This window comes from Lysobacterales bacterium, from assembly GCA_019634735.1.
Lineage (GTDB): Bacteria > Pseudomonadota > Gammaproteobacteria > Xanthomonadales > UBA2363 > Pseudofulvimonas.
In genome coordinates, this window is sequence record JAHCAT010000009.1 from 164,636 (window position 1) to 191,189 (window position 26,554).

General features: G+C 66.0%; 29 protein-coding genes and 1 pseudogene. 28 read left to right on the plus strand and 2 right to left on the minus strand.

Going from position 1 to position 26,554, the window contains the following annotated elements; translation table 11 throughout:
- Positions 1–5: 5 nt before the first annotated feature.
- The 12 genes and pseudogenes from KF823_10230 to KF823_10285 all read left to right on the plus strand — a co-directional run bounded on the left by KF823_10230 (position 6) and on the right by KF823_10285 (position 11,474).
- Entirely contained in the window at positions 6–566 is a 561-nt protein-coding gene (locus KF823_10230; protein MBX3726285.1) for a DUF2857 domain-containing protein, read from the plus strand.
- Between the two features lie 2 nt (positions 567–568).
- Entirely contained in the window at positions 569–1,762 is a 1,194-nt protein-coding gene (locus KF823_10235) for a hypothetical protein (GenBank protein MBX3726286.1), read from the plus strand.
- A 238-nt stretch (positions 1,763–2,000) separates the two neighbouring features.
- Positions 2,001–2,753, plus strand: a complete 753-nt coding sequence (locus KF823_10240) for an OST-HTH/LOTUS domain-containing protein (protein MBX3726287.1) — start codon at positions 2,001–2,003, stop codon at positions 2,751–2,753.
- A 188-nt stretch (positions 2,754–2,941) separates the two neighbouring features.
- On the plus strand, positions 2,942–3,730 hold the full coding sequence (locus KF823_10245; protein ID MBX3726288.1) for a TIGR03761 family integrating conjugative element protein: 789 nt from the start codon (positions 2,942–2,944) through the stop codon (positions 3,728–3,730).
- The gene (locus KF823_10250) at positions 3,727–4,275 is read left to right on the plus strand and encodes a DUF3158 family protein (protein ID MBX3726289.1); all 549 of its coding nucleotides are present in this window, start codon (positions 3,727–3,729) and stop codon (positions 4,273–4,275) included. The genes KF823_10245 and KF823_10250 overlap by 4 nt, the downstream gene beginning before the upstream one ends.
- A complete protein-coding gene (locus KF823_10255) occupies positions 4,272–4,655 on the plus strand; it encodes a single-stranded DNA-binding protein (GenBank protein MBX3726290.1) in 384 nt (127 codons plus the stop codon). Before KF823_10250 ends, KF823_10255 begins: the two co-directional genes overlap by 4 nt.
- A gap of 294 nt (positions 4,656–4,949) precedes the next feature.
- Positions 4,950–6,965 (plus strand): DNA topoisomerase III, encoded by a 2,016-nt coding sequence (locus KF823_10260; GenBank protein MBX3726291.1) that lies wholly within the window; start codon positions 4,950–4,952, stop codon positions 6,963–6,965.
- Positions 6,966–7,745: 780 nt separating this feature from the next.
- Positions 7,746–7,982 carry a hypothetical protein gene (locus KF823_10265; GenBank protein ID MBX3726292.1) on the plus strand — a complete coding sequence of 79 codons (237 nt, stop codon included), beginning with the start codon at positions 7,746–7,748 and terminating at the stop codon, positions 7,980–7,982.
- Between the two features lie 159 nt (positions 7,983–8,141).
- Positions 8,142–8,354: pseudogene (locus KF823_10270) on the plus strand (elements of external origin).
- Between the two features lie 88 nt (positions 8,355–8,442).
- Positions 8,443–10,020, plus strand: coding sequence for a response regulator (locus tag KF823_10275; GenBank protein MBX3726293.1), 1,578 nt, complete (start codon positions 8,443–8,445; stop codon positions 10,018–10,020).
- On the plus strand, positions 10,017–10,520 hold the full coding sequence (locus tag KF823_10280; GenBank protein ID MBX3726294.1) for a hypothetical protein: 504 nt from the start codon (positions 10,017–10,019) through the stop codon (positions 10,518–10,520). Before KF823_10275 ends, KF823_10280 begins: the two co-directional genes overlap by 4 nt.
- A gap of 6 nt (positions 10,521–10,526) precedes the next feature.
- On the plus strand, positions 10,527–11,474 hold the full coding sequence (locus tag KF823_10285) for a cation transporter (GenBank protein ID MBX3726295.1): 948 nt from the start codon (positions 10,527–10,529) through the stop codon (positions 11,472–11,474).
- Between the two features lie 96 nt (positions 11,475–11,570).
- On the opposite strand, the gene KF823_10290 is transcribed toward KF823_10285, so the two are convergent.
- Both KF823_10290 and KF823_10295 read right to left on the minus strand, forming a co-directional pair.
- Positions 11,571–12,488 carry a hypothetical protein gene (locus KF823_10290; GenBank protein ID MBX3726296.1) on the minus strand — a complete coding sequence of 306 codons (918 nt, stop codon included), beginning with the start codon at positions 12,486–12,488 and terminating at the stop codon, positions 11,571–11,573.
- Positions 12,488–15,139 (minus strand): TonB-dependent receptor, encoded by a 2,652-nt coding sequence (locus tag KF823_10295; protein MBX3726297.1) that lies wholly within the window; start codon positions 15,137–15,139, stop codon positions 12,488–12,490. Before KF823_10295 ends, KF823_10290 begins: the two co-directional genes overlap by 1 nt.
- 285 nt (positions 15,140–15,424) lie before the next feature.
- On the opposite strand from KF823_10295, the gene KF823_10300 reads away from it, so the two are divergent.
- The 16 genes from KF823_10300 to KF823_10375 form a co-directional block, all read left to right on the plus strand.
- On the plus strand, positions 15,425–15,580 hold the full coding sequence (locus KF823_10300) for a hypothetical protein (GenBank protein ID MBX3726298.1): 156 nt from the start codon (positions 15,425–15,427) through the stop codon (positions 15,578–15,580).
- Between the two features lie 54 nt (positions 15,581–15,634).
- On the plus strand, positions 15,635–17,026 hold the full coding sequence (locus KF823_10305; protein ID MBX3726299.1) for an N-6 DNA methylase: 1,392 nt from the start codon (positions 15,635–15,637) through the stop codon (positions 17,024–17,026).
- A gap of 132 nt (positions 17,027–17,158) precedes the next feature.
- Positions 17,159–17,530 carry a hypothetical protein gene (locus KF823_10310; protein MBX3726300.1) on the plus strand — a complete coding sequence of 124 codons (372 nt, stop codon included), beginning with the start codon at positions 17,159–17,161 and terminating at the stop codon, positions 17,528–17,530.
- Positions 17,531–17,603: 73 nt separating this feature from the next.
- Positions 17,604–17,759, plus strand: a complete 156-nt coding sequence (locus tag KF823_10315) for a hypothetical protein (GenBank protein MBX3726301.1) — start codon at positions 17,604–17,606, stop codon at positions 17,757–17,759.
- Positions 17,760–18,009: 250 nt separating this feature from the next.
- Positions 18,010–18,726, plus strand: coding sequence for an ABC transporter substrate-binding protein (locus KF823_10320; GenBank protein ID MBX3726302.1), 717 nt, complete (start codon positions 18,010–18,012; stop codon positions 18,724–18,726).
- Positions 18,727–19,016: 290 nt separating this feature from the next.
- Positions 19,017–19,814 carry a GTPase gene (locus KF823_10325; GenBank protein MBX3726303.1) on the plus strand — a complete coding sequence of 266 codons (798 nt, stop codon included), beginning with the start codon at positions 19,017–19,019 and terminating at the stop codon, positions 19,812–19,814.
- A 66-nt stretch (positions 19,815–19,880) separates the two neighbouring features.
- Positions 19,881–20,246: a DUF3085 domain-containing protein gene (locus tag KF823_10330; protein MBX3726304.1), complete on the plus strand. Its 366-nt coding sequence runs from the start codon at positions 19,881–19,883 to the stop codon at positions 20,244–20,246.
- A gap of 344 nt (positions 20,247–20,590) precedes the next feature.
- On the plus strand, positions 20,591–21,142 hold the full coding sequence (locus KF823_10335; protein ID MBX3726305.1) for a DUF3577 domain-containing protein: 552 nt from the start codon (positions 20,591–20,593) through the stop codon (positions 21,140–21,142).
- 55 nt (positions 21,143–21,197) lie between these two features.
- The gene (locus KF823_10340) at positions 21,198–21,809 is read left to right on the plus strand and encodes a DUF3275 family protein (GenBank protein MBX3726306.1); all 612 of its coding nucleotides are present in this window, start codon (positions 21,198–21,200) and stop codon (positions 21,807–21,809) included.
- Between the two features lie 89 nt (positions 21,810–21,898).
- Positions 21,899–22,279 (plus strand): hypothetical protein, encoded by a 381-nt coding sequence (locus KF823_10345; protein MBX3726307.1) that lies wholly within the window; start codon positions 21,899–21,901, stop codon positions 22,277–22,279.
- Between the two features lie 16 nt (positions 22,280–22,295).
- Positions 22,296–22,556, plus strand: a complete 261-nt coding sequence (locus KF823_10350) for a hypothetical protein (protein ID MBX3726308.1) — start codon at positions 22,296–22,298, stop codon at positions 22,554–22,556.
- A 152-nt stretch (positions 22,557–22,708) separates the two neighbouring features.
- Positions 22,709–23,536 (plus strand): DUF945 domain-containing protein, encoded by an 828-nt coding sequence (locus KF823_10355; protein ID MBX3726309.1) that lies wholly within the window; start codon positions 22,709–22,711, stop codon positions 23,534–23,536.
- 325 nt (positions 23,537–23,861) lie between these two features.
- Positions 23,862–24,515, plus strand: coding sequence for a hypothetical protein (locus KF823_10360; protein MBX3726310.1), 654 nt, complete (start codon positions 23,862–23,864; stop codon positions 24,513–24,515).
- 65 nt (positions 24,516–24,580) lie between these two features.
- Positions 24,581–25,690 carry a class I SAM-dependent methyltransferase gene (locus KF823_10365; protein MBX3726311.1) on the plus strand — a complete coding sequence of 370 codons (1,110 nt, stop codon included), beginning with the start codon at positions 24,581–24,583 and terminating at the stop codon, positions 25,688–25,690.
- Between the two features lie 100 nt (positions 25,691–25,790).
- The gene (locus tag KF823_10370; GenBank protein MBX3726312.1) at positions 25,791–26,096 is read left to right on the plus strand and encodes a hypothetical protein; all 306 of its coding nucleotides are present in this window, start codon (positions 25,791–25,793) and stop codon (positions 26,094–26,096) included.
- 99 nt (positions 26,097–26,195) lie between these two features.
- Positions 26,196–26,554 (plus strand): DEAD/DEAH box helicase (locus tag KF823_10375; protein ID MBX3726313.1); only part of this gene is annotated, 359 nt, incomplete at its 3' end.

The window sequence follows — 26,554 nt, forward strand, 5'->3', positions numbered from 1 at the left end:
CCCGTATGTCGGCACCGCACCCGCTCAACCAGGCCGTGATCGCCCAGGCCCTGCATGACCTGCGCAACGGCCAGTTGCGCCGCTGCAAGGCCATGGGCTTCGGCGAGGAGGAGCTGGATGCGCTGAAGCACCCCGAACTCGTGAGCATGCTGGTGAATGCCACGGTGTCGTGGTGTTCGGTGTCGGTGAACCGGGAGGTGTTGAAGCGGCTGCTGAGCCAGGTGCACGACGTGGAGCGGGAGATCGCCACGGTGGACCGCATGCTGCGCCTGGGGGCGAGCACGGAGATGGTCAGCAAGTTCTACGGCCTCACGCATCAGGAAGTGGCGCTGCGCCGCGACATCCTCGGGCTACCCAAGCGCAAGGGCCGGCATCCGGTGCTCGATGAGGCGCAGGACGTGACCTTGTGGGAGCGCTGGAAGGCCGGCGTCGCCGAGCGCCATATCGCCCTGACCGACGACATGGCGATGCTGGCGTTGACCATGGACCTGGCCGAGGCGCTGAGCCTGCCCATGTCGGTGATCTGGTCGGCGATACGGAACTGGATCGACCAGGGGCTGGTGTAGCCATGACCACGGGCAGCGCACCACGGCGCGATGGCCCGGTTGCGCTGTCGGCGTTGTTCGACGCGGCGCTGCGGCACCTTGAGCCGAAGGAACTGGCGCAGGGCACGGCGCCGAACCAGGACGGTTTTCTCTACAGCGGCAACCGGCACGAGAGCGTGCCGCGCGCGCTGTTCCTCGACCGACGCCTGACGCCGCTGGAGCGAAACGCCTGGCAGGTGTTCCGCCTGCAGCTCAACGACGACGGCGTGACCGCCTTTCCCACCTACGACCAGCTCCGCCCCTATCTGGCGTCCATGCCCTGTGCGGCGCAAGCCTCGCACGAGACCGTGGCGCGCGCCTTGACGCTGCTGCGGCTGACGCGCTGGCTCAGCCTGGTGCGGCGGCGGCGCGATCCCAAGACCGGCCGTATCCAAGGCAACCTCTACGTGCTGCACGACGAACCGCTGTCGCCCTTCGAGGCGATGCAGCTCGATGCCGACTACCTCGGCCTGGTCAGTCAGGCGCTGACCCATGCCGCCAAGGCGGTACAGATGGTGGGCATGAACACGCTCAAGGAGATTGCCGAAGACCCGCTGCTCAGCGGCCGCACGCTGCCGACCCGCTTGCAGGTGCTGGCGCAGCGCATGGCGCGGCATGGCTGGACGACGCCAGGTTATCCACAGGAGGGTGCGGACCACGAATCCGAAGAAGGCCAGGAAGCCCTGCTTCGGAATGGCGCGCGCCCGTCTTCGGAATCCGAAGCAGGGCCGAAACCCGCGCCGGACGGCTCTCTTCGGATTCCGAAGGAGGACCGTACAGTACGTAATGATCGTATAAATGAAGTACGTACAGTACCGCGCGCGAGGGCCTTGCAGAACCTGCGGCTGCCCGAGCGTTTCCTGCGCTTGAAGGACGAGCAGCAGGCCGGCGCGCTGGTGGCGCTGCAGCAGGTGGACGAGGCGCAGAGGCAGGCCGTTCTCGACGAGTGGGCGGCACGCTGCCACAACAGCGCGGTACGCAACCCGGCCGGCTACCTGTTTGGCATCATCCAGAAGGCGATCCGCGGGGAGTTCAAGGCCTGGGCCGGAGAAAGTGCATCGACGCCGCCAGCGCCCCCGTCACCTGCGCCCTCGTCACCGCCAGCATCCCGTGCGGCTGACCCCGAGGTGGCACGTGCCTACCTGGCTCAGCTCCGAGAAGCCTTGCGTGATCGCTGATGTTGACTATCCCCAGGGGATAGCTGGAACAAACACCCTTCCGCCGTGCTCGATTGCTGCCCGCCGAACGACAGGCGAAACTGTCGCCTGTGAATCAAACGAGGACAGCCACGCACGAGCCCGGCCAACGATGGATATGACGACTTTCCCCGTCACAAACGCACTGCAACCACTACAGCGAGACGTTCAGCGCTTGCTGGGCAGATGCCTGTTGCGCCTTCAACAATACGAGCGCCTCATGAAAGCCATCGTGGCCCACCACGAGATTTCAGGCCCGGCGCATTCGCTGGAGGCCATTCGCGCAGCGCGGATTGAAGATGCCGCGACCAAGACCCTGGGCACGTTGATCGGACAACTGTTTGGTTCGTATGTCGTCACCGATGGAAATGGCGGCGAGGAACGCGACGACGCTCTTCCCGGCGACGTGATCTCCTTTCGCACGCGCGTGCAACTGAGCCTGTCTGCGCAGGACTACGCCAAGACCCAGGCCGACCTCAAAGACCTGGTATCGCTGCGCAACACCCTGGTGCACCACTTCATCGACCAGCACGATCTATGGACCGTGGACGGGTGTCGCGCTGCACAGGACGAACTCGGTTCCGCCTATACGCGCATCGATCAACACTTCGAGCAGCTGCGCGGCTGGGCCGAGCACATGGATCAGGCGCGGCGCCTGGCAGCGGAGTTCGTCCAGTCGGATGTGTTCCACGATCTGGTGGTCAATGGCATCGCGCCGGATGGCACGGTGGACTGGCCGGCCGCCGGCATCGTTCGCGCGCTGCGCGAGGCCGTCGCGCAGTTGGCCGTCGAGGGCTGGACACCCATCGCCGCCGCTGGCCGCTGGATCGCGGAGCGGCATCCCGAGCAGCTTCCAGCCAAGTACGGCTGCAGCAGTTGGCGGCAGGTGGTGCACGAGTGCCGCCTGTTCGAGCTTCGCTACCGTGAGGTGGAGGGGCAACGGGCCGCCTGGTACAGACCTCGCGAGGCATAGCCCCGCAACGCGGTCTCACCTCCGCGCGAGCCGCGAACACATCCGCCGAGCTATCCCCAGGGGATAGCCGGCACACACAGCCTTCCGCGCAGAACAAACCGGGCGCGCATGGGCTGCGGTTTGTTGACTGACAGCCTTCCGGCCGATGCCGATGCTGGCGACTCGCCCCTTCACCGCGAGTCGCTCCCATGGCCAACGAACGCACAGAACCCCTGCAACTGAATCTCGGATCGCTGCGCAGCGCGATGTCGCTGACGCTGCACACGCACCACGCTTCGCGCATCTGGCACGGCCGCGCGCCGACCGAGGGGCGCCCAGGCATCATCGGTCTCAACGGCTTCATCGGCGCCATGAACAAGATGAAGCGCGGCGCCGAGCAGGACGACCCGTACTCGGACTGGTGGATGCTGCGGATCGAGGACAAGCTCGCCGACACCAGGACCCGTCTGCAGACCCTGCGCGAACAGGTGGATCAGGCCTTGGCCGACGTGCCAGCGGCGCTGTCGCTGGGCGAGAACATGAACGTGCAGCCGGTGAAGCTGCCGCTGTTCGTCAATGCTCAGCTCGGTTTCATGGCGGTGTACCTGCTGGCCGACTACGACGACCTGGCACGCAAACTCATCCTGGCGCACCACACGGCGCTTATCGACCGCAGCACCTTGGAGCGCTGGCTCAATGATGGCGCGCACGCGCTGCGCAGCCTGTTCTCGCTGGCCCAGCAGTACCGCTACTCGGGCACGACGCGCGACGACTTCGCGGCGAAGAACGCCGCGGCGCGAGCGGCGCTGGAGAAGTTCGGCGAGCTGCCGCAGGACGTGCTGGAAGGCACGCGCCGCTCGCGCTTCGCGCCACCGATCGCGCGGCGGACGACCAAGCCCGGCACGCCGCCTGCTGCGCCCGCCATCGAGCCCGATGCGCCGGCTCACACGGATGGCGCAGCCGATGGTGCGGCGGGCGATGAGGGTACTGACGCATGACGGCATCGCCCCCCATCAGCCACTCCACGCGCTTCGTGGCGCTGGAACAGGCGGACTTCCAGCGGCTGGAACACGCAGGCTACCTAAAAGGCCTTTTACAGCCTTTTAAGGGTAAGGGGAGTCTGGAGACCTGGGCCAGCCAGTGCGCGGCGCTGCGCGACGACGTGATTGGCCTGGCGCAGCGGCGCGTGCTGCCCCAGGCGCGCGCCTACCCCTTCAGCCTGCTCCACGTGCAACTGGCCCAGCAGGCCACTGGCGCAGGGACGACCTTCCTGCGCTGGCGCAACCTCGACCGTTCCTCCATGGGCGTGGCGTTGTGGGAGGCCCTGCTGGCCAACCCCGCGACGCCGGCCTCGCTGATCGACGAGCTGTACGCGATGGAACTGCAGCGCATCGTGCTGAACATGCAGATCAGCCTGACCCACAGCATCGCTCGCCAAGCCCTGGAATGCGCCAGCAAGGCCGCCCAGGCCGAAGCGGCTTACCTGCGGCGTGTCCACGGGCATACCGCGGCCGTTCCACCCACCACCAAGGAGTCACCATGAGCACGCACTTCGTCGGCGAGGGCAACATCGGTTCTGCGCCGGACTACCGCGAATTCCCGAACGGCAACGACGAGCCGCGCCGGCTGCTTCGCCTGAACGTCTATTTCGACAACCCGATACCGAAGAAGGACGGCGAGTACGAAGATCGCGGCGGCTTCTGGGCGCCGGTGGAGCTGTGGCACCGCGACGCCGATCACTGGAAGACGCTGTATCAGAAGGGTATGCGGGTGCTGGTCGAGGGCCGCACCGTGCGCGACGAATGGGAGGACGCCGACGAGAACGAGCGCGTCACGTTCAAGGTCGAGGCCCGGCGCGTGGGCATCCTGCCGTACCGCATCGAGTCGGTGGCGCTCAGCGCCAAGCCGGCCGGCGGACAGTAGTTCGCCCATCGCCGCTCCCCCGAGGGCGGCTGTAGCAACCGTCATACGCCCGCGATGCACCAGCGAGCTATCCCCAGGGGATAGCTCCAAGGTCGTCCACGGAGTTCCAGCCGCCCTCCCGTAACGACGCTTTTGCTGTGCCAGCTCCTGCGGTCTATGCGCACCGCTGCGGCAACGGACCGCCTGCCGATCACAAAGCGGTGTCTGCATCAATCGGCTTCCTTGCTGCCGGCATCTCCTGGCCCCGCCAAGCTGACGCCCATCCGATGAACCGCACATTTCCAAGGAGGCTTCATGCGCGTGTTCCTGTGCGAGAAGCCGTCCCAGGGCAAGGACATCGCCCGTGTGCTAGGCGCCGGCCAACGCGGCAACGGCTGCTACAGCGGCGCGGGTGTCGTCGTGACCTGGTGCATCGGTCATCTGGTGGAGGCGGTTCCGCCCGAAGGCTACGGCGAGCAATACAAGCGCTGGGCCATCGAGCAACTGCCCATTCTTCCTGAGCGTTGGCGTGTCGAGCCCAAGGCGGCGACCGCAGCGCAATTCAAGGTCGTGCAGCAGCTCGTCGCCAAGGCGGGCGAGCTGGTGATAGCGACCGACGCCGATCGCGAGGGCGAGATGATCGCCCGCGAGATCATCGACCTGTGCGGCTACCACGGGCCGATTCAGCGCCTGTGGCTGTCGGCGCTCAACGATGCGTCGATCCGCAAGGCGCTGGGTGCGCTCAAGCCGTCCGCCGAGACGCTGCCGCTGTACTACTCGGCCCTGGCCCGCTCGCGCGCCGACTGGCTGATCGGGATGAACCTGAGCCGCTTGTTCACGCTTCTAGGTCGGCAGGCCGGCTACACCGGCGTGCTGTCGGTGGGGCGCGTGCAGACGCCGACGCTGAAGCTGGTCGTCGATCGTGATCGCGAGATCGCGCGATTCGTCTCCATGCCGTATTGGGCCGTGGATGTGCTGCTATCCCATGCCGGCCAATCCTTCACCGCGAGCTGGATACCGCCCGAAGGCAGCACGGATGCAGCGGGTCGCTGCCTTCAGCAGCCGGTGGCCCAGCAGGCTGCGGATCGCATTCGCGCGGCACGCGATGCGCAGGTCGTGTCGGTGGACACCGAGCGCGTGCGCGAGGCACCGCCGCTGCCGTTCGACCTGGGCACGCTGCAGGAGGTGTGCTCCAAGCAGTTGGGCCTCGACGTGCAGGAGACGCTGGACATTGCCCAGGCGCTGTACGAGACGCACAAGGCGACAACGTATCCGCGCTCGGATTCGGGCTACCTGCCCGAGAGCATGCTGGCTGAGATGCCGACCGTACTCGACAGCCTGGTCAAGACCGACCCCAGCCTGCGGCCGCTGATCGAGCGCCTGGATCGCCAACTGCGCTCGCGTGCATGGAACGACGGCAAGGTGTCGGCTCACCACGGCATCATCCCGACGCTGGAACCCGCCAACCTGTCGGCCATGAGCGAGAAGGAGCTGGCCGTCTACCGGCTGATCCGCGCCCATTACCTCGCGCAGTTCCTCCCACACCATGAGTTCGACCGCACGATGGCGCAGTTCTCGTGCGGCGGTCAGTCGCTGGCGGCCGTGGGCAAGCAGATCGCCGTCACCGGCTGGCGCGAGGTGCTGGCGACGCCGGGGCCGGACGATGCCGATGGCGAGGATGCGCAGCGCAGCCAGGTGCTGCCCGCCCTGCATGCGGGCCTGTCCTGCCCGGTCGGAAAGGTGGATCTCAAGGCGCTGAAGACGCTGCCGCCCAAACCCTACACGCAGGGCGAGCTGATCAAGGCCATGAAGACCGTCGCCAAGTTCGTGACCGACCCGCGCCTGAAACAGAAGCTGCGAGATACCACCGGCATCGGCACCGAGGCGACACGCGCCAACATCATCAACGGTCTGATCGGTCGCGGCTACCTGGTCAAGAAAGGCCGTGCCGTCCGCGCTTCCGACGCGGCATTCACGCTCATCGACGCGGTGCCCTCGGCCATCGCCGACCCCGGCACCACGGCGGTGTGGGAGCACGCGCTCGACATGATCGAGGCCGGCCAGATGGCGTTGGACACCTTCATCGAGAAGCAGGCCGCGTGGGTCGGCCAGCTCGTGCAGCAGTACCGCGGCGCAACGCTCTCGCTCAAGCTGCCGCCGGCGCCGGCCTGCCCGCAGTGCGGCGCGCCGATGCAGCAGCGCACGGGCAAGAGCGGCGCGTTCTGGTCCTGCTCGCGCTACCCGGACTGCAAGGGCACGCTGCCGATCGAGTCCCCGACGGGCCGGCGCAGCGCACCGCGCAAGCGGCGCGCTGCCTCCAAGGCGTCCTGATCCTCGCTTTTCCCCTGCCGCGCCGGCCACTTCACTGGCGGCGAGGCAAACGTCCCGCACCGCGCGGGACTCCAAAGCGCGCGTCTCCTTCTGCAACGGTGTGCGCGCCCCGTCTGCCCGGCATCGGGCGACGGGGCGAGAAGGTCATTGCTCCACGAATCGCGCCCGCCGCCATTCCCTTGATCGGTGTGCCTTGCCTCGGCCACGAGGGGCTTCCTGACGCCTTGCCGCCGCGCGAGCCGTGAGGAGGCCACTTGGGCCGAGGGTATTCCGTGCCGGTGCCCGCCGGCGGAACAACGGGCTCCCTTTGTGCGCGTATGCGTGCCAAAGGTTTCCGGCCCCAGCCACGAAACGGGCCGGATGCGATTGCTGACGCAGCGAACGGCTTTGACGACGGCCCGCGCTGACGCAGCCCACAGGTGGTTTTCCTTCCTCTCCAGCCGAAGGCCCGCGTGGCCTTCGGCGCCCTGGTCCTTGCCTTGTCCCGTGACGCGGGCCTGCGCTAAAGCGGGCCGTCCGCGATTCGGTTTTCCCTGCGACGGCAGCCATGCCTCGCGCCCATCCTCACGCCATGCGTTGCTGACAGTCGTCAGCGGCATGCCCTGGCAGTCCCGGTCTTCAAGACTGCAACGCGGTTCGCCGCGTTGACCGATCCAGTCCGCTTCGCATCGCCCACCGCGGACGCTCGCCGGCCTGGCGACGATGCACTTTTCTCAACCACCCGAGGGGAACCCCATCCCCTGCGGGATGCGTGCTCCCCGACCCACCAAGGAGCACGGCATGTCTGAACCTTCCGCATCTTCCTCTGCAACCGCAGTACGCAGTGGTGCGCTGGCGCTGTCCTGGACCGGCAAGCGTCTGCCGCTACAGGTGCTGCGCAGCGCGGCCGGCCACTACATCGGCACGCAAGACGACGAAGGCCCGGTATCGCGGGAGTCCGTCGAGTATTTCCCGACCCACCTCGCAGCACAGCGCGCCCTGGATACCCATGCCTGGACACAGCGCGCTCACCCCTGATTCCCACCCTTCAAGGAGTTCTCTCATGAATCTGTCTTTACCCGAAGACGTGCTCGATCAGATGGCGCTGGAACAGGCGCACTTCGACGCTGCACCGCAGGCCTTCTTCGAGGCCTGGAAGCGCGGCGCGCAGATCGCCGGCCACGAGTGGTTCGCCTGAAAGGTGAGCTGGTCGATCGGCCACAGGCCATCGCGCATGTGTTCAAGTTGGCCCGCTCCGAGCGCGATGCCTGGCTCAACTGGCCCGCGCGCATCTCGGCGCAGATGGCTGCCAGACTCGATGTCGATCCGCATGCCATGCACGTGGCGCTGGAAGCCGCTGTGCGTGAACACCTGCAAGAGCTGGGCGAATTGCGTCCTCGGGTGGACTGATGCTGGACGTGGATTACGAAGGCGCGGCAGAAATCGAGCGCGCTTGGCGCGAAGGACTGACACCGGACCCACTGTTGACCGTACCCGGATGCAGGAACTTTCTCGTGCGCTTGCCGAGTCGATTGGCGACGTCTCGGTGATCCACGGTTCACTGGAACAGCTCCAGGCGCAGAGCGCCGCGCTGCTCGGCCAGCAGGGCCGCGTCGCGGCAGACGTACAGCAGGGTTTGATGCAGACGCTCATGGTGCCGTTCTCGCGCATGGCGCCGCGCCTGCAGCGGCTCGTCCAGCAGGCGAGCGCAGAACATGGCAAGCGCGTGGAGCTGGTCTTCGAGGGAGTTGAAGCAGAGCTCGACCGCAAGCTGTACGACCGCATCGGCGCGCCGCTCGAACATCTGCTGCGCAACGCCGTCGTTCACGGCATCGAGCTGCCACAGCAGCGCGCCGCCCAGGGCAAGCCACTGTCCGGACGGATCGTGCTCGGCCTGCGTCGCGAAGGCGCGCAGTTCGTCATCGAGCTGAACGATGATGGGCGGGGGTTGGATCTGGACGCCATCCGCCGTGTCGCCATCGCGCGCGGGCTGCTCGCGGAACACGCGACGATCAGCGACGCGGAGCTCGGGCAGTTCATCTTTGCGCCCGGGTTCTCCACGGCGCGCAGCCTGACCCAGGATGCCGGCCGTGGCGTTGGCATGGACGTGGCCATGTCCGAAATCCGCGCCCTTGGAGGCAGTCTCGACTTCTCCTCGGTGCCGGGCCGCGGGCTGCGTTTTCTGCTGCGCCTGCCGCTGGCGATGGTCGTTGCCCGCGCGCTGCTGGTCGAGGCGGGTGCCGAGGCCTATGCCGTACCGGTGCCGAGCATCGAGGCCGTCGTGCGCCTGCCGGCCGAACAGGCGGCCGCCTTGCTGTCCGGATCGACGGCGGGCGGAAAGGCGGATGCGATGTTCGATCATGGGGGCGAGCCCTATCGCGTGCTGCATCTTGCGGACTGGGTCGGGACACCGCGCGCGAGTGCGCGCGAGGGTGAGGCGCGCCACGCAATCCTGCTGCGGCAGTCGGGCGGTGACGCGCGCCTGCGGCGGGTTGCCCTGGTGGTCGACCGTCTGCTGGGGCACAGGGAAATCGTCTCCAAACCGGTCGGCCCGCTGGTCAGCGCGATCGCCGGTGTCGGCGGTGCCACGCTGCTGGCGGATGGGCGCGTGGTCGTCATTCTGGATCTGCCCGGCTTGCTGTCCAGCCGTTCGCTCGACGCAGCGGCGCCGCAAGCCACGGATGTCGCCGCGCTCCGGCGGCCGCAGATTCTGATCGTGGACGATTCGATCACCGTGCGTCGGGTGACCGAGCGCCTGCTGGAGCGCAATGGCTATGCAACGCGCTCCGCCCGCGACGGGCTGGAGGCGATCGCAATGCTGCAGGAGCAGCGGCCGGCAGCGATCCTGCTCGACATCGAAATGCCACGCGCGGACGGCTTTGAAGTGGCCGGCTTCGTCCGCAACACGCCCGAGCTGGCGGGCACCCCGATCATCATCATCACCTCGCGTTCCGGGGACAAGCATCGCGAACGCGCGGCGCGGTACGGCATTGCCCGCTATCTGGTCAAGCCCTACCAGGAAGACGGCCTGCTGGCTGCGCTGCACGCTGTCCTGCAGACGGAGTCTGCGCAATGAGCGATCTGCGTCTGGATGCGGTGTTGATTCCACTGCGCACCACGGATGCCCTGCTGTTGCCGAATCTGGCCGTGCTGGACGTGCTCGGCAACACCGAGCTTGCGGCCGCCGCCAGCTCAGTGCCCGGCTGGCTGGCAGGACATTGCGACTGGCAGGGGCAGCGTGTGCCGGTGATCCGCTTCGAGCAGTTCGTGCCTACGCCGCTGCCGGTGGACGCGGACATCCCCCCGCGGCGCGAGCGTATCGTGATCCTCCAGGGTCTGAGTCTGCCGCTTGCCGAAGATACGGAAGAGGGTGCGCCCGTCACGGGTCGGCTGTTCGGTGTGATCAGTGTCGGCCATCCGCACATGGTGACCGTCAATCGCATGGCCATTGCGGCAGCACCCGCACAACCCGGCGATGCGACGGCGCGCGTGCTGTCACGGGTGCGGCTGGCCAACCGTGCTGCGGTGATTCCCGATCTCGCCGGTATCGACGCACAGCTTGCCGTGCTCCCCTGATCCGCGATGACATCGATGCCTGTCACCAGCCGCTACGCGGTGCTGTCGATTGCGGCTGCCCTGCTCACCATGGCGCTCAAGTTTGCCGCATGGAAGATCACCGGCTCGGTGGGGCTGCTGTCCGACGCGATGGAAAGCTTCGTCAATCTGGGTGCGGCGCTCACTGCGTTCACCCTGCTCTGGGTTGCCGCACAGCCACCGGATGCCGGACACGCCTACGGCCATGGCAAGGCGGAATATTTCGCTGGCGTGTTCGAAGGTGTGCTGATCGTTTTTGCCGCCACGGCGATACTCTGGGCCGCACTGCCGCGCCTGGTCCATCCGCAGCCCTTGCAGCATTCGCTGCCCGGCCTGAGTGTGACCGCGCTTGCGGCAGCGGTGAATGGCGGCGTCTCGTGGGTTCTGCGCCGGGCCGGGGAGCGCCTGCACTCGGTGGCTCTGCGCGCCGATGCGGCGCATCTGATGGGCGATGTCTGGACCTCGGTGGCACTGATCGTTGGTGTCGGGCTGGTCGCACTCACCGATTGGTACGTGCTCGATCCGCTGCTGGCCATCGCTGCGGCAGCCTGGATCCTGTGGACCGGCATCCATCTGGTGCGCGAGTCCACCAGTGGCCTGATGGATGCCGCGTGGCCGGAAGACGCACTGGCTCGACTGCATGCGGAACTGGATCGCCATCGAGCGCCGGGCATCGACTTCCACGCCATCCGCACGCGGCGCTCAGGGCCCTTGAACTTTGTATCCATGCACGTGCTGGTGCCTGGCGAATGGAGCGTGCAGCGCGCGCACGATTTCGTCGAAACCGTGGAGGCCGGCATCGCGGCGCAGTTCTCGCCGGTCAGCGTGCTGACGCATCTGGAACCGATCGAAGATCCGCTGGCGCATCACGATCTGGATCTGGGCCGGCCGCCACCGGACCCGGCAGCAGGCGACCTGCACGAAACGCGGGGATAGGGCTTCCTACGGTCGGAAGATTCCGGACTTCCTCGGCTCTTCATCGCTCTTGCGGAGTGCCTGCGGATACATAGCGTGTGTCAGCTTGATCCAGTGTCAGGGGCTGTGCGTCGGCAAGGAGCGCTCGAAGGGCAGAGCCCTGTTCGCGACGTCCTTCGGCAACGCCGGGATGTCGATGCGCCGGACCTGATTTACCGGCTGCTGATGGCGCAGCACGACGAGAATCGCGCGCGCATCCGGCAGCCAGCTGAAGGCCTGGCCCTCGGCCGGAATCTCGATGGTCGCCAGATGCACCAGCGTCGAGCCCTGGCGCGGTTTGCCGAGCACGTAGAGTTCGCCGCGGTCGTGGCCCATCGTGTACAGCCAGCCGTCCGGGCCGATCGCGCCACCGGAGGCGGCGTGTGGCGCCATGCGCTGCAGCACGGCGTCAGGGAACACCCAGCCGCCGCTGCGGCGCCACTGGCTGTCGAATTGCACGACGCCGGAATAACGCTGCGAATGGCCCGGCTCGCCACCCTTGCCGTCGTAGTGGGCAAACCCGGCCAGCCAGCCCTCGCGGACCGGCGCCAGCCAGACCAGCGAGCCTTCCGTGCGGTAGCCGAGACTATGGCTGCCAACCGGGGTCAGCGTGACGGAATCGAAGACCTCGACCGACGAGGTCATCGGCTTGCCGGGATAGTTGGAATGGGCGCACCACAGCTTGCCGGCGAGTGCCTGACAGCTGTTGATGTGAATCAGCGGCCCGGCACTGCCGTCCCACAGCGCCGTGCGTGATCCGTCTGCACGGCTGTAGCGGGCGATGAGCGTGTTGTCGATGGCGTAAAAGGCGGCCTCATCCACCGCGACGCCCTGATCCGCCTCGGGCGCGTCCCAGTGGCCGCCGGCACTGCCGTGCAGCGTCGGCACCGCAAGTTCGACATCGGTGCCGCCGTGTCCGGCGGCGAGCGCGGCGGGGCTGCCGCACAGCAGTCCCATCGCGATCAGGCCGGTGATTCCAAATAGCCGCCTGCGCATCAGAACGAACCGGCGACGCCCAGATACACCGTGCGGCCGACGTATTCGTACTCGGTGTTCCAGCTCTTGTTGCCGCCCTGGAATTCCGTGGTCGGTTCGTTGTTGAGGTTCACGCCTTCGACAAAGACTTTCACCTGTTCGGTCACGCCATAGGCGATCTTGGCATCCCAGCGGCCGAACTCACCCTGATCGAGGCGCAGCGTCGGATCGTCGTTGGGGTCGGTCAGATAGCTGTCGTTGTAGGAATAGCTCACCGAAGCGTCGAGGCGGCCAGCCTGGTAGAACAGCGTGGTGGCGTAGCTGGTCTCGGCCTGGCCGACCAGCGGCACCGTCGTGCCGTCGGCCAGTTCGGTCTCGCCGTCGATGAAGGCGGCCGAAAAGAACACGCCGAAGCCGTCGAAGGGCGCCGGCAGCCAGGCGAACTGGGTCTGGCCGGTGATTTCCACACCGCTGAGCGTGGCGCTGGCGTCATTGGTCGGCGTGCGGATGTCCAGGCGCGTCAGCCCATCCGTGGGCACGGCGGACTGCAGACCGAACTGCGCGAGCGCCGCCTGCATCTCGGCCTGATCGTCGAAAGAGGTCGTGCCGGTGACGATCTCGTCGCTGATGTCCTTGTAGAACACCGCGACCGCGAGCATCGACAGCGCGTTGGGGTACCACTCGGCGGAGAGATCGAAGTTCCACGAACGGCGCGCCTCGACGTCCGGGTTGCCGACGGTGACGGTGCCCACCGTGCCGTCTTCGCCGAAGGTCGAGCGCGGCGCGATCGTCTCGTAGTTGGGCCGGCCCAGCGCGCGGGTCACCGCGCCGCGCAGGATCACGTCCTCGCCGACGTGAAGATTGGCAATCAACGACGGCAGCACATCGACATAATCGCCGCCCGCATCGATCCGCTGGGCCTGATCGCCATTGATCAGGAAGCCCTGGCTATCCACCTCGGTGTACTCGACGCGCGCACCGCCGATCAGCTCCAGTGCGTCCAGATGCGTGGATGCCATGCCATAGGCGGCGTAGATCCCTTCGGTCAGCGAATAATCCGAGGCGAAGCGGGATGTGAAACTGCTGTCGCCGTTGTACTCGAAGAACCCCGCGTTGGCAGGATCGTTGAAGAACCGGTTCATGGCACCGACATCCATGTAGATGTTCGGCACGCGGCCGTTGGGCGTGTCGTTGAAGAACGCGCCGTTGGTGAAGTCCGGCGAAGTGCCCAGCGTCAGGTCCTGCGCGCCAGGGTCGTAGCGCTCCTGCGACTGGTCGTTGTCGCGATCGGTCTGTGCCAGCTTCACGCCGCCCTTGAAGAAAGTGTCTTCGCTGCGATCCCAGCGCAGATCGACGCGGCCGGAGAGGCCGTCCTCGCTGATGTCCTGCGTAGCGAAGCGCACGCGGCGAAAGTCGATCAGTGACGGGTCCTGACGGTCCGGGGTGCCCTGATCCGGGGTGATCGCGGTGACACCGTCGCCCCCGATCCGGTAGCGGTTGGGGCCGAAGATGGCGGCGGAGCGGAACTCCCAGAAGTCGTTGGGCGAGGCCTGTTCGTTCTGATGCATCTGCGCCGAATAGCTCAGCGTGGCCCGGCCCAGCCGGTTTTCACCGCCCGCGCCAAGACTGGCCAGCGACTTTTCGGCATCCTCCAGGCGGATGTTCGCAGCAATGCGGTTTTCCCCCGACGTGCCTTCGCGGGCCGAGATCGGCACCACGTCCTCGGTGAGGTTCTGCTCGTAGCGGTTGCGGTGCTGGAATTCGTCCCAGCTCGCGTAGAAGCCGCGCAGGTAGTAGCTGTCGCCGTCGTTCAGCTTCCACTGCAGCGCGCCGTTGAGGTTGGTGCGCTCACGGCCGATCACGTAGTAATTGTTCTTGACGTTCTGTGGCACCGCCTGGCCGGGGTCCGTGGTCCAGTCGTCCTGGTAGATGCCCGGCGCAATGTATTCGCGCGCGGAGTAGGAGCCACCCAGCAGATAGCCGAAACTGCCCGATGCATCCTTGCCGGACACCATGCCGTCCAGCTGGTAGGGGTCGTGGCCGCCGAAAGCCTGCGAGGAGGGCTGGATCTCCTCGAAGCCGTAGCGGCCGGAGGCAAAGCCGTAGAAGGCGTCGGGGCGATCGAAGGGCAGCGCAGTCTCGATGTTCACCGTGCCACCGATGCCCTGACCATCCATGTCCGGCGTCGGCGTCTTGACCACCTGCACCGCACTGAGCACGCTGGTGGAGACGATGTCCAGCGGCGCCGCGCGCCCGCCCAGCTCCGCTTCCGGCGTGCCGATCGAAACGCCATTGATGGTCACGTTGTTCAGGGATGCGTTGATGCCACGGATCTGCACGTAGCGGCCTTCGCCTTTCTCCACCAGCATCGTCACGCCGGGCAGGCGGTTGAGTGCCTCGCCGACATTCTTGTCCGGCAGCTGGCCGAGTTCGTCGGTGCCCAGGTTGTCTGTCACGCGTGCATCGGCCTGCTTGTCGTCGATGGCACGAGAACGTGACAGCTTGGTGCCGATGACCGTGATCTCTTCGATCTGTGTGGGCGCATCTGCCGTCGGCGCCGTTTCGGTCTTCGCAGCTTCGGTTTGTGCCCCTTCAGTTTGGGCAAGGGCTGGCAGGCTCAGGCCGGCCCACAGACCCAAACCGGTCAAAGGGAACAGTCGATTGATTTTCATGAGAGATCCGGAACATGAAAATTGAACAGACGCCCATTAGACCGTTCCGGGATTTCAGCCCGATGTAAAACCAATGACTGCGTGATGACGGTTGGCCGATGCGCCGGCGTCAGCCTGCTTCGGTGGCAGGCTGCTGCAATCCATGGAGCCCGCCGGCTCCAGAAACTAGCCAGAAACTTGCTAGGCTGCCATAGGCACGCAAAGAGAGTTATCCGTGATTTCCCCATGTTGTGACGCGAACGGCGGGTTGCAAGACTACGCATATCCTTACAGCCCGATATGACCATGAACGTGAAGAAAGCGCTGCCCGTGCTGGGGTGTTTGCTGCTTGTCGCCTGCGCACCCCCCGAGCTGCCGCGCCATCGGGTCGCCGTCTCGCAATTGTGGATCGCCTGGACGTCCTGCCTGCGACCCCGCACGCTGCGGCGTGCTTCTGGCTAGCGGGCCGCGTCGCGATCGGCATGGTGGAGCCTTCGCAGAGACGAAGAGGCCACCATGACGCAGCTGTCGCTTATCGATCCGATGTTGAACGGCCGCGGCGCCGCCGTGGAGCAGGTGCACTACGCCACCGCCATCTATACGCGTGACCCGATCGTCGAAGACCTGCTCGACCGGGTGAACTGGCCCGGTGCCGGCCGGCGCCTGTGCGACCCGTCCTGCGGCGACGGCGCTTTCCTCGGGGCAGCGCTGCGGCGCCTGATGGATGTCGCCCCCGACATTTCGCCGGCTGACCTTCTTCAGCAGATCGAGGGGTGGGAGTTCCACCCGGGAGCAGCCGCCGAGGCGCGGGAGCGTGTGTCCTCGGCCCTGATTGGGCACGGCTGGGGTAGCGCCGAAGCCCAGATGACCGCCAAGTCGATGATCCGGTGTGCCGACTTCCTGTCGGAGCGGCGCGAGACCCACGAAATCGACGTCATCATCGGTAATCCGCCGTACCTGCGGTACGCCAATGTGCCGGCCATCCTGCAGGAGGAGTACCGCGAGCTGTTGCCGGCGCATTCCTGCGGGGACCTGCTGCACTCCTTCCTGCACGCCTGCAACACCACCCTGGCCTCCGGCGGCGAGGTCGCACTGGTCACTTCCGATCGGTGGCTGTTCAACGAAAGCACGGCCCGCCTGCGGGCCGATCTGGGGCAGCGCCTGTTCATCGATCACCTGGTCCGCCTCGATGCCACAACCGCCTTCTACCGGCCGAAACGGCGCGAGCGGGGCCAGCCGCCGCGGATCCATCCGGTGAGCGTGGTGCTGCGTACGTCCCCCCGCGATCTGTGCCAGCCGCTGTCGACCGCGGCGATCTACCCCGGTGATCCGGCGCCGGCGGCCGCCGGGCATGCCTGTCTCGGCGACGTCGCCGAGGTCCGGTTGGCGCCGTGGCTGGGGACGACAGGGGTGTTTGTCGTCGACGATGCCGTCGCCCGGACCCTGCCCGCGGGCTCAACGGTTCCGGCGGTCGACGCGAAGGACTTCGTAAATGGCACCCCGGTGATTCGCAAGCATGCGTTGGTCACCCGGCGCGACGACCCGCCGGCGGGCCCGGTGCTTGCGCATCTCGACCGTACGCTGCACCTGATGTGCGAGCGTGGGCGCCGGGATCCGCATTGGCTGCCGCCGGAGTTGTTCGCAGATCGCTTCGATCTGTCCCAGCCGCGACTGCTGATCCCTCGGATCGCAAAGGGGTTGCGCGTTCTCCGTCTCCCGCCCGGAATCCTGCCGATCAACCACGAACTGACCGTGGTCGAGTCCGGCCGCATGACGCTCGATGAACTGGAGAATGCGCTGATGTCCGACGACTGCCAGGCATGGATCGACGCCCGCGCGCCAGCGCTCGAAAACGGGTACCGGTCGATCACCACCCGCCTGCTGCGGCAGCTACCTGTGCCGGGATAGCAGCGTGCCGCGTGTCCATCGCGGTCGCATCCGGCAGGCTCATGCCGTCAGCGCTGGTGATGGGTGGCGGGCCATGGAATGCGCCCGTCTAATATTCACATAGGGCGCATTTGCCATCTGTGAGGGGAGGGTATGCATCTTTCAACGACAGCACCGGAACTGCACGGCGGTAGCCGCGGCTTTTCGGATCTCTGGTGGCACCATTACGGCCGGTATTGGCCGCACATGCCGCTGGGCCCGGTCGGCGTCTGCTGCTACTGCGGCCGTTCGGAGCAAACCGTCAAGGCGGCGAACAATCCGACGTGTGCGCAGTGTTACAGCTATGCCCGCAAGAAACCGATGTCGACCAAAGCCCAGCTGAGCGGGCCGCAGGCGAGCAATGGCCTGATCCTGCAATCGGGGCGCGCGCTGTACTTCGGCGAGTTTGCGGTTCCCGATGGATGTCCGAACGAGATCCGCCCCAGCCGGGAGTTCCGCCCGGTGCTGGTGGACATCATCCTGTAATCGAACTCGACCCCAAGTACGTCGATGTGATCGTGCGCCGCTGGCTGGGCTGGACCGGAAAGCAGGCCAACGCATGTTCCTGTCCGCGATGGTGAGCTTCTACAACTCCCGCGAGGGCGGCGCGATGCTCAAGCGTTGCGGCTTCGAGGGGCTGTCCGACTTCGGTGGCCTCGATCTGGAACGGCGCCAGGTCATCGCCGACCTCACGCTGCACTACAACGGCTGGTGAGCCGCGCCTGGCAACCCACCGTCTGTTCATCCCACCCCACGAGGGACATGCGTCCCCGTTCGGGGCCATGTCCCTCCTTCTTTTCGCAGGAGCGGCCATGTCCCGAATCAGCATCTTCCACTGACCTGCACCGCCCGCCACCAGGGCGATCCGACGCCGCGGCCGGCTGACCGGCTGCCACTTCATCCACCCGCTGGGGTTCAATCCCCGGCAGGGGATTGCCTCGGCCATCCTCTGCTGGAGGAATCCCATGTCCCATTCCAACAATCCCTTCGTCCGCGGCTACGATGGCCTGTCCGTGCAACGGCTGCTGGCGATTTCCTACGACGACGACTGCCCGCTGAGCTATCTGCCGCTGCACGTCTCGCAGTCGCACCTGCCGGACAGCCAGGTCGAGCGCCATGCCTGCGTCTTCTGCGACGACTTCGCGCTGATCACCGAGGGCCAGAACGTGCCGCCCGAGCTGGACGCGCAGTGCCCCAGCCACGGCATCGCCCGAAACCTCGTCTACGCCGTCATGGCCGAAGAAGCCGGCCAGCCGCTGCACGTCGGCGATACCTACTCCGAGGAAGCCGCGCGCGAGGTGGTACGCCGCCTGCGCTTCGAGACCGGGTTCTACAGCCGTGCTTGGGAAATCAGTTCGGCGCACATCACCGAGGAGGCCGGCCGCTTCCTCGCCGAACTGGCGGACATCGCCACGCCGAGCGGTTTTCTGTTCGTGGCCTTCCGCATTCCCTACAGCCCGGCGGTCGGCGTGAAGCTGATCGCCACGCCCTGGACGGATGCGAACCTGCAACAGGTCGAGGGCATCACCGCCGAAGAGCTGCGGCAGGAGCACCGGGCCAAGGGCGTGCCGGAGTCCCTCGTGGAAGTGTTGCACCTGGCTGCGCTCGCCGACGTTCGCATGTTGGTGTTCGATGCCGACGCGCCCGTGCTGGACGGGCTGACGCTCTACGACGACGAGTAACCCGCAACCCATTCGAGCCCCCACGTCGGGGCTCTTCTTTTTCGCGGAACGCGGTGCCGGCGCATTGCCGATTCCCAACGGACGGCCGCCGCCATGTGCCGCACGCTGGCCGCATGTTCGCTGGCGTTGCCGGCAGCATGCCCAGGCAGTCGAGACCTTCAAGACTGCGGCGCGGTTCGCCGTGCTGGTTGCTTCGTTCTCCGGGCGCACCCGCGTCCATCCACCTCACCCTCAAGGGACCGACCTCCCTTGCGGGCGGGAGTCCCTTGGTTGCCACAAGGAGTCTCCCCATGGATACCCAAGCCATCCGTGCACAGATGCCGACGCTCGTCGTCGGTCATGTGCCTTCCAACGTCCGTTCGTTCAAGTTCAACATCTTCGACGGCCAGCCCAAGGTTTCGACGCTGGGCTTTCACATCGACCCGAAGCCTTTCGAGGGCAAGGTCATCGCCACCACCGACGAGGCCATCGTCGTCAAGACGGCACGGGCCGAGTTCGCGGTGCTCGATCGCACGCTCGTGACCGAGGTGCCCGACGAAGGCGCCAAGGTGCAGGTCGAACCCTATGTCAGACGCCGCTTCGACGGTCAGCGGGCGGACACGCCCGAGGAGCAAACCGAGTTCACCGCCGACGGCCAGCCCTACACGGTGAAGCGGTTCGTGCTCGGGTCCGCACCGGCGAAGCTGCCGATCCCCGAGCCGCGCTGCCCCGAGCTGCAGGAACTGGTCGACCAACTGGAGCAGTTGCCCGCTCCCGACGGCTTCCGGCGCATCACCCACATGCTGGTGGATGCCGGTGCGCGGGACATCACCTGGGTCGATCCGCTGCCCGCCGACATCATCCGCACGCCACCGGCCATCGGCTTCACCGTCGCCACGATGAAGTTCCAGGGTCGCGTCACCGTGCTTTATGAGCGTGGCCTCGACCTCTACGCGGTGGAGCTGCACCGCGACGGCGAGCTGGTCGAACGGGTCGATGAGGTGTTCTTCGACACCCTCGGCGAGACGCTGGAACGGCTGATCGACGACGGGAGCTGGAGACGCATCCGCGTGCAGTGCCTGTCGGGTCGCAAGGCTGTCCGGCACTGAGCTCCCAGCAGCTTCCCGCCCTCGCGGCGGGAAGCCTCTCTTCCTGCCCCCCTGGAGATCACACCCATGACTGTTCGATTCAAAGGCACGGAGCTGCGGCCCGTGCTCGCCGAAGCGGTGGCGAATCAGTGCCGCGTCATCCTGGTCAAGGATCACGGCGTGTACTTCCTGGCCGAGCGCGGCGAGCGCCGACCCGATGGTCGCCAGAAGACCATCGCCTATGCCGCCGGCTGCAACCCGGATGTCGATGCGTTCGATGACTGGTGGGGGCTGGCGCGCGCCGAGTTCGGTGGCGACGACTTCGGCGAGTTCTTCGATCCGCAGGAGGGCGTGTTTGCGCGCATCCTGCACAGCGAGGACGACCTCGACGTGTCCGCCACCACGACACACCTGTCGCTGCAGGCGGTTCCTTCCACGCCCAGCGGTAACTGACCGCCCATCCCTGGCCCCCGCTCCGGGGGCCTCTTTCTTCCCGGCAATGCGGACAGCCGCGAGTGCCGATTGCCGCTCGCCTGCGCGCCGTCCTGGCGCCACGCTTCCGGCCATGTTCCGCTGACGTCCGTCAGCGACATGCCCAGGCAGCCACGATCTTCAAGGCTGCGACGCGGTTCCGACCGCGTTGATCACTCCAGTTCGCACCGGCATCCATGCGCGAACGGCCATCGGTTCTCGATGGCGATGCCACCAAGCTGTTCCATCAACCCACGCGGGGGTTCCACACCTTCCCCGCCTTGGGTCGGGTGTGTCTCCGCCTCATTGTTCCCAGGAGATTCACCATGACCACTTCCAACGAAAAGTCCTACTTCGATCTGCACATCACCGGCCTCGGGTATCTCAATCGCATCCGCGAAGTGAAGCCCAAGAAAGGCGATGCGTTCCTGGCCTGCGACATCGCGGCCTTGAACGGTCCCAGCGATGACGTCTCGTATGTGCGTTTCGACACGCGCGTATCGGGATCGGAAGCGCAGCACCTGGTGCGCCGCTGCATTCAGGCGGTCGACGCCGAGAAGAAGGTGATGATCGGCTTCCGCCTGGGCGACCTGTGGACCGACACCTTCACCTACTCCAAGGGCAAGCGTGCCGGCGAGCAGGGTGTGAGCCTCAAGGCCCGCCTGCTGTTCGTCAGTTGGATCAAGGTCGACGGAAAGCTCGTCTACAAGGCAGAGCCCAAGCCGACCGAGACCGACGAGCGGGAGCCGGAAGTCCCTGTGACGTCCGACGCGCCCGCTGCGCAGCAAGCCTCGGCACCGGAGCCTTCCAAGCCCGTCGCCGATGCTGCCGACGACGCAGCCGATGCCCCCGCATTGGCCGTTGCCGAGTCGTTCTGATCCGCAAGGCCCCATCCCCGGGGCCTTGTCTTCTCTTCGTCAGCAGGAGACCTTCATGATCACCATCCCCGGCCAACTGGCCATCAAGACCATCCACGGCCGCAACGGCGATTTCAACGTCGGCCGCCTGGCGACCTCGATCGGCGAGTTCGTCGTGAAGAACGCCGAACTCGATCAGTACCGCGAGGGCAAGTACGACGGTGATTTCGTCATCGTCGAGATTCGCCCCTCCACGTACAACGCCAACGGCCGCATGGTCATCGAGATCCGCGCCCATCTGGGCGGGATGACACTGTCCAACATCGACGCCCTGAGCCGCGACGAAGCCCGCCGGCTGAGTCCGCAGGAAGTCGATCCGATCGACGAGGAGGCGCAGGCGCCCGTGCCGGCAACGCCCCCGGTCAAGCCGAAGGCGAAGCCGCGCAGTCCGCGCGATCCTCTGGTCGATACCACGCCGTTCGGCAGCGAACCGGCTCCCGTGTCCGCTGCGGCCTCGGCCGAGGCAGACGACGCGGCGCTGTTCGGTGCCTTGTGGCCCCTGGGCGAGACCGTGAAGCTCGATGCGACCGTGGATCGTCGTGTGCTGCGTCAGCAGCGCGACCGTCTCGACAAGCTGGGCTACGAGTTCGCTCCGTTGTCCCAGGACTGGCACCTCAAAGCTGCCTGATCCATCCGCCGCCTCGCGCGGCATTCCGCCACCCGCCGGGGTTCTCCCCCGACGGGGAGGGCTCCGGCCTTTTCTTCAAGGAGACCCTCATGGGCTGGACCTTCGTTCGTCAGACGCGCGATCAGTTGATCCGCGAGCTGCTCGCTCCGCAGGCGTCCGAACGCGCTTGCTGCGAAGTCATCGACCACACGCTGGACGGCGACGTTCTGTGGACCGTGGTTCGCGTCACCGCCAAGCAGACGGGCGTCATGGGCCTCGCGGCCGGTGAGTCCGTCGCCTACATCGGCTGCCATCTGTTGGAAAGCGCGGGCCTCGAGTGGGGCTACAAGTCCCTCGATGAGTCCGTGCATCCGTACTACTACTCGTGCCCGCTGCGCTATCTCGACATGGCGCCGGTGCAATCCCCCGAGTGGCGGGAAGGTGTGCTCGCTCATCACGCACGTCGGCGCATGCCGGCGTCAGTGGCCTGAGCACGGGAGGTACGTCATGGACCCGATCCTGGCCTCTCTCCCGGCGTCGTTGCTGCGCCTCGTCGAAGATCAGTTGTCCAACAACGAAGTTTCCTCCGACGAGGAACTGCTCGATCACTTCATCAGCGACGGTCTCACCGAGGAACAGGCACGGCAGGCGTTGACCTACCGCGACCAGTACCTCGCCAACCTCTACCTGGACGGTTTCACACCGATCCTCAAAGGGAGCGAAGCGCTTCGCTTCAACCCCTACAGCCGGCAATTCGAGCCGGACTGAACCGCAGGCCCGTGCTTCACGGGGCTGCATTCCTCTTTACCTGACCCACCCAGGCCCTGCCCCGCAGGGCCTTTCTTTGTCCCATGCAATCGCACGCATCCGGCTTTTGGCCTCTCGATGCCGATTGCTCCAATCCTCAGAAGGAGATAGTCATGAAACTCGCATCCCGCTTTTCTTATCGTTCTCCGGTGCTGCGTTCGGATCATCCGTTGTCGGATGATCAGATCCGCACCGTCGCTCCATCCATCTTCGCGGAGACCCCGCACGAAAGCCGTTCCCAGCGCTACAGCTACATCCCGACCGCGGCCGTGTTGACAGAGTTGCGCAAAGAGGGTTTCCAACCGTTCATGGTGTGCCAGACACGTGTGCGCCACGAGGATCGGCGTGATTACACCAAGCACATGCTGCGGCTCCGTCATGCGAGCCAGATCAATGGCACCGAGGCAAGCGAGATCATCTTGCTCAATTCGCACGACGGCACCAGCAGCTATCAGATGCTGGCGGGCATGTTCCGCTTCGTCTGCCAGAACGGTCTGGTGTGCGGCGACACCTTCGCCGACGTCCGCGTTCCTCACAAGGGCAACGTCACCGATCACGTCATCGAGGGCGCCTACGAAGTCTTGCAGGGTTTCGAGCAAGTGCAACACTCGCGCGATGCCATGGGTGCCATCACACTCGACGACGGTGAGGCCGAGGTCTTCGCCAGATCGGCGTTGACCCTCAAGTACGACGATCCCGGCAAGACCTTGCCGATCACGGAGAGTCAGGTTCTGCGGCCACGTCGTTTCGACGACAACCGTTCGGACCTGTGGTCCACCTTCAATCGAGTTCAGGAGAACCTCGTCAAAGGCGGCCTGACCGGCCGCACCGCAAACGGGCGCCAGCAACGCACGCGGCCCGTTCAAGGCATTGACCAGAACGTCCGGCTGAACCGGGCGCTATGGCTGCTGGCGGAAGGTCTGCGTCAGTTGAAAGCCTGACCCTCAAGCGGATCATGCCCATGACGGCATGGTCCGCTTTTTTTGTTCGGCAGACACCCCCTTCGGAGCCCCCTTTGCAAACAGGGTGGCGTCGCGTGACGGTTTTTCGCTCCCGCTCACCGGCCTGTTGAAGCAGGCTACTTCCCATGTCCGTCGGCGTTGCCGACAACATGCCCAGGTAGCCAAGACCTTCAAGGCTACGGTGCGTTGCGACGCACTGGTTGTTCTCTTTGCCAAGACGCTCACGGGCGTTCCCTTCCATCCCCTTGGGGCAGTGACTGCCCTCGCGGGTGGTGCTGCCTCTGTTTTCTTCGAGGACATCACCATGCCTGCATCTACATCATCACCCAATGTGCTCTACCGCATCGACGAATGCCCCGACCTCATGGCCGACGGTTGCGTCGGTGACGAGCAGGGCAATCTCGTCTTTCTCTCGATCTGGGCGCGCGACACCGCCGTTCAGGAGTTCCTCGCCCGCCTGACCCTCGGCCGGGATGAACAGGGACTGGATCAGTTCCACGTCATCACCGAGCAGGGCGCATCCATCCCGGTCTTCGTCGGCAACGTCGAGAACCTGGAAAAGCGCATCACCCGTGCCTATCGGCGAACGCTGTTCGGTTCGCTGACGAATGTGTGGCTGTTCGATCGTCGCTGCGTGAAGCCAGACAAGGCCAACGCCAGCGCGCTGGCGCTTCTGCCCAGGGATTCCGCTCACCGGCTCGACCGGCTGTGGACGCTGGTGCAGGACACCTGCCCGCTGCCACTGCTCGACCACTGGCGCGACACCGTGCTGGAGCTGTTGCAGACACGGCGGATGCTGACCGGTCTTCCCTTGGCCCTCGGGCCGCTGGAAGGCCATCGGCTGGCCCTCGATGTCCCGGCGCTGACGAAGGCGTTGGGCGAGCTGATCCGCAACGGCACCCTCGGCGCCACGCAGTACGAACTGGCCGCGAACGCACCGCTTCGGCGTGTGGCGTGAGCCATCCCCACGGGCATGCGCGCCGCGCGTGCCCGCCTTCCCTCATCCATCACCAGGAGAAATCCATGACACTCATGTTTCCGCGCCTGGCGCGCAATTTCATTCGTAACGGCTACTTCCCCACCGACGAGCCGACGCTGGAGCGGGCCTTGTCCGCACTGGCGCCGTCTCCCGGCTCCATGTCCATCCTCGATCCCTGCGCCGGCGAAGGCGTGGCGATTGCCGAAGCCGCCCACGCCCTCGGGCGCGAGCAGGTCCAGGCCTTCGTCGTCGAGTACGACGCCGAGCGTGCCCGCCACGCACGGCAACTGGTCGATCGCTGCATCCACGGTGACCTGATGGACACGCTGATCTCGCGCCAGTCCTTCGGGCTGCTGTGGCTGAACCCGCCGTATGGCGACCTGAGCAAGGACGTGAACGGCAACATCGGCTATCAGGGCCAGGGCCGTGCGCGGCTGGAAAAGCTGTTCTATCAGCGCGCGCTGCCGCTGCTGCAGTACGGCGGCGTGCTGATCTTCATCGTGCCGTCCTACGTGCTCGACCCCGAGCTGGTCGGATGGCTGACGCGCCACTTCGCCGACCTGCGCATCTACCGTGCGGTGGAAACGCAGTTCAAGCAGGTGGTGATCTTCGGTCGCAGGATTCGTCAACGCGACCAGGCGTCGGAGTCGGTCAAAGCCGTGCGCGGTCTGCTGCTGCAGATCGGACAGGGTGACGCCGAAGCCGAGGAACTGCCGCTCGAATGGCCGTTCCTGCCGTACACCGTCCCTGCCAGCCCGGCCGAGCCGGAGCACTTCTATCGCGTGACGATGGAGCCCGAGCAGTTCGCCGATGAAGTCGGCCGGCTACAAGGACTCTGGCCGGCGCTCGATACGCACCTGGGCGCCGTGCAGCAATCGCTGCGTCCGCCCGCGCGGGCCTTGTCGCACTGGCATCTCGCCCTGGCCCTGGCCGCAGGCGCGATTTCCGGCGTAGTGACGTCCAGGACCGGGCGCGTGCTCGTCGTCAAAGGTGATACCCACAAGGAGAAGACCCTCCAGACGGAATACACCGAACGCGACGACGGCTCCGTGGCCGAGACGCGCATCCTCACCGACAAGTTCGTGCCGGTCATTCGTGCATGGGATTTGACGCTGGGCTCGCCCACGTGGGGCGAAGTGCTGACCATCCGCTGACGCTGTTCCCTGACGGTTCGCCGTCGCTTTCATCCACCCACCGGGGTCACGTTGCCCCGATGGGGTGCCGTGGCCCCTTCTTCCAGAAGGAGAAACCACCATGGCACTCGCAGTCCTCAACCTCACGTCACAAGCACGCTTTTCGCCCGGGCAGGTGGTCATGACCGCCGACGTCGACGAGCTGGTCCGACAGGGCCGGCTCAACCCCTCGCCGTACCTGCGCCGCCATCTTCATGGCGATTGGGGCGACCTGGACGACAGTGATCGACGGCAGAACGATGCCGCGCTGAAGTCCGGTGAGGATCGTCTGTTCTCGTCCTACCAGGTCACGCGCGACCTGAAGCTCTGGATCATCACCGAATGGGATCGCAGCGTCACCACACTGCTGCTGCCCAGCGAATACTGATCCACATCCAGCGGCCTCGCGCCGCTTCTTTCTTCCCACCCAGGGGCATGTCACCGCCCCGTGGGGGAGGTGCATGCCCCATTGCTTTGGAGCATCACCATGTCCCTCGATCTCGAAACCGTTCCCGAAACCGCTGTGCAGGGCGACCTGCTCGAAGCGGCCGCTTCACCCCTCACGCTCAGCCTGCAGGACTTCGTGTCCGAGTTCGGCGACGAGCTGCTCGACTCGCTCAACCGCGCCAATCCTCCGGTCTACACCGGCCAGGTGCGGGTGCATCGGCAACTGATCCTCGCCGAGCTCAAGCGCAAGCTGTTCCCCGCGCAAGCCGATGTGGTCCATGCCGTCACCGAGCTGTTGGTCGATCGCGGCGAACGCGCCGCGATCGTCAATGGCGAGATGGGCTGCGGCAAGACGACGGTGGGTATTGCCACCGCCGCCGTGCTCAACGCCGAAGGCTA

What these genes read in the sequence shown, in the direction of transcription:
- KF823_10230 (MBX3726285.1), top strand. Translation starts at nt 6, where the DNA reads ATGTCGGCACCGCACCCGCTCAACCAGGCCGTGATCGCCCAGGCCCTG.
- KF823_10235 (MBX3726286.1), top strand. Translation starts at nt 569, where the DNA reads ATGACCACGGGCAGCGCACCACGGCGCGATGGCCCGGTTGCGCTGTCG.
- KF823_10240 (MBX3726287.1), top strand. Translation starts at nt 2,001, where the DNA reads ATGAAAGCCATCGTGGCCCACCACGAGATTTCAGGCCCGGCGCATTCG.
- KF823_10245 (MBX3726288.1), top strand. Translation starts at nt 2,942, where the DNA reads ATGGCCAACGAACGCACAGAACCCCTGCAACTGAATCTCGGATCGCTG.
- KF823_10250 (MBX3726289.1), top strand. Translation starts at nt 3,727, where the DNA reads ATGACGGCATCGCCCCCCATCAGCCACTCCACGCGCTTCGTGGCGCTG.
- KF823_10255 (MBX3726290.1), top strand. Translation starts at nt 4,272, where the DNA reads ATGAGCACGCACTTCGTCGGCGAGGGCAACATCGGTTCTGCGCCGGAC.
- KF823_10260 (MBX3726291.1), top strand. Translation starts at nt 4,950, where the DNA reads ATGCGCGTGTTCCTGTGCGAGAAGCCGTCCCAGGGCAAGGACATCGCC.
- KF823_10265 (MBX3726292.1), top strand. Translation starts at nt 7,746, where the DNA reads ATGTCTGAACCTTCCGCATCTTCCTCTGCAACCGCAGTACGCAGTGGT.
- KF823_10275 (MBX3726293.1), top strand. Translation starts at nt 8,443, where the DNA reads ATGCAGGAACTTTCTCGTGCGCTTGCCGAGTCGATTGGCGACGTCTCG.
- KF823_10280 (MBX3726294.1), top strand. Translation starts at nt 10,017, where the DNA reads ATGAGCGATCTGCGTCTGGATGCGGTGTTGATTCCACTGCGCACCACG.
- KF823_10285 (MBX3726295.1), top strand. Translation starts at nt 10,527, where the DNA reads ATGACATCGATGCCTGTCACCAGCCGCTACGCGGTGCTGTCGATTGCG.
- KF823_10290 (MBX3726296.1), bottom strand. Translation starts at nt 12,488, where the DNA reads ATGCGCAGGCGGCTATTTGGAATCACCGGCCTGATCGCGATGGGACTG.
- KF823_10295 (MBX3726297.1), bottom strand. Translation starts at nt 15,139, where the DNA reads ATGAAAATCAATCGACTGTTCCCTTTGACCGGTTTGGGTCTGTGGGCC.
- KF823_10300 (MBX3726298.1), top strand. Translation starts at nt 15,425, where the DNA reads ATGAACGTGAAGAAAGCGCTGCCCGTGCTGGGGTGTTTGCTGCTTGTC.
- KF823_10305 (MBX3726299.1), top strand. Translation starts at nt 15,635, where the DNA reads ATGACGCAGCTGTCGCTTATCGATCCGATGTTGAACGGCCGCGGCGCC.
- KF823_10310 (MBX3726300.1), top strand. Translation starts at nt 17,159, where the DNA reads ATGCATCTTTCAACGACAGCACCGGAACTGCACGGCGGTAGCCGCGGC.
- KF823_10315 (MBX3726301.1), top strand. Translation starts at nt 17,604, where the DNA reads ATGTTCCTGTCCGCGATGGTGAGCTTCTACAACTCCCGCGAGGGCGGC.
- KF823_10320 (MBX3726302.1), top strand. Translation starts at nt 18,010, where the DNA reads ATGTCCCATTCCAACAATCCCTTCGTCCGCGGCTACGATGGCCTGTCC.
- KF823_10325 (MBX3726303.1), top strand. Translation starts at nt 19,017, where the DNA reads ATGGATACCCAAGCCATCCGTGCACAGATGCCGACGCTCGTCGTCGGT.
- KF823_10330 (MBX3726304.1), top strand. Translation starts at nt 19,881, where the DNA reads ATGACTGTTCGATTCAAAGGCACGGAGCTGCGGCCCGTGCTCGCCGAA.
- KF823_10335 (MBX3726305.1), top strand. Translation starts at nt 20,591, where the DNA reads ATGACCACTTCCAACGAAAAGTCCTACTTCGATCTGCACATCACCGGC.
- KF823_10340 (MBX3726306.1), top strand. Translation starts at nt 21,198, where the DNA reads ATGATCACCATCCCCGGCCAACTGGCCATCAAGACCATCCACGGCCGC.
- KF823_10345 (MBX3726307.1), top strand. Translation starts at nt 21,899, where the DNA reads ATGGGCTGGACCTTCGTTCGTCAGACGCGCGATCAGTTGATCCGCGAG.
- KF823_10350 (MBX3726308.1), top strand. Translation starts at nt 22,296, where the DNA reads ATGGACCCGATCCTGGCCTCTCTCCCGGCGTCGTTGCTGCGCCTCGTC.
- KF823_10355 (MBX3726309.1), top strand. Translation starts at nt 22,709, where the DNA reads ATGAAACTCGCATCCCGCTTTTCTTATCGTTCTCCGGTGCTGCGTTCG.
- KF823_10360 (MBX3726310.1), top strand. Translation starts at nt 23,862, where the DNA reads ATGCCTGCATCTACATCATCACCCAATGTGCTCTACCGCATCGACGAA.
- KF823_10365 (MBX3726311.1), top strand. Translation starts at nt 24,581, where the DNA reads ATGACACTCATGTTTCCGCGCCTGGCGCGCAATTTCATTCGTAACGGC.
- KF823_10370 (MBX3726312.1), top strand. Translation starts at nt 25,791, where the DNA reads ATGGCACTCGCAGTCCTCAACCTCACGTCACAAGCACGCTTTTCGCCC.